The organism is Rhizobium sp. P2_G2 (assembly GCF_056403555.1).
Map to the genome: position 1 here is coordinate 1 of NZ_JBFUFF010000270.1, position 769 is coordinate 769.

At 57.1% G+C, this 769-nt stretch carries 1 protein-coding gene; it reads left to right on the forward strand.

The annotated features are described in order from the left end of the window. Window positions 1–29 precede the first annotated feature (29 nt). Window positions 30–769 (forward strand): WG repeat-containing protein (locus tag AC1D06_RS42680; RefSeq protein WP_477991632.1); only part of this gene is annotated, 740 nt, incomplete at its 3' end.

The following is a 769-nucleotide window of genomic DNA, read 5'->3' on the forward strand; positions in this document are numbered from 1 at the left end:
AGCATTGCGCAGAGATTTCAGCAATCCTCGTGGCAGCGTTCGCCAGCCTGCATCCGTTCACGGCAACGGCCGCAGCTGAGCGTCACAGCCCAGACTTGATCGCGAAGTGCGGAGGGACATACAATCTCTGCGGATATCTTGATAGCGAGAGCCACGAACAACGGATTCCACAAAAGTTCGAGCGGGCCTTCAATTTCTCAGAGGGACTGGCAGGAGTGCGCGTGGATGGCCGATATGGCTACATCACCGCCTCAGGCAAGATGGCGATCCAGCCAAAGTTCGATCTTGTGGGCGAGTTCAGGGACGGACACGCTGAGGTGCTCGTTGGCGACAAAACCGGGATAATCGATACTGCTGGCAACTTCCTTCTGCAGCCCCAATATGCCCGAGCGATCCCTTTTGGAAGAACGGCCGCGATTGTACTGCCCGGGAAATGGATATCTCCTTATATGATGGGTGCCGAGCGGCTTGATACAGAAGCTTTCCCCTCGACGAAGGAGAATTTCGCTCTTGTCGACTTGGCTTCGGGCAAGACGCTCAAGGACGGCCTGTTCATAACGGAATTCGACTTCAAGACCTATGTGTGGGCCTCCCAGTTGGGTGGCCCGGGCGTCGGTTTGCTCGCCCCAGACGGATCGTGGAAAATCAAGCCGACATACATGGAAGTGTGGCGGCTGTTTCAGGGCCGCTCAATCGTCTGCATGTACGCGCCCGAGGACCGACGCGGCGATCCCAAATATGCGCACTGTGGGTCAGTCGACGAGAACGG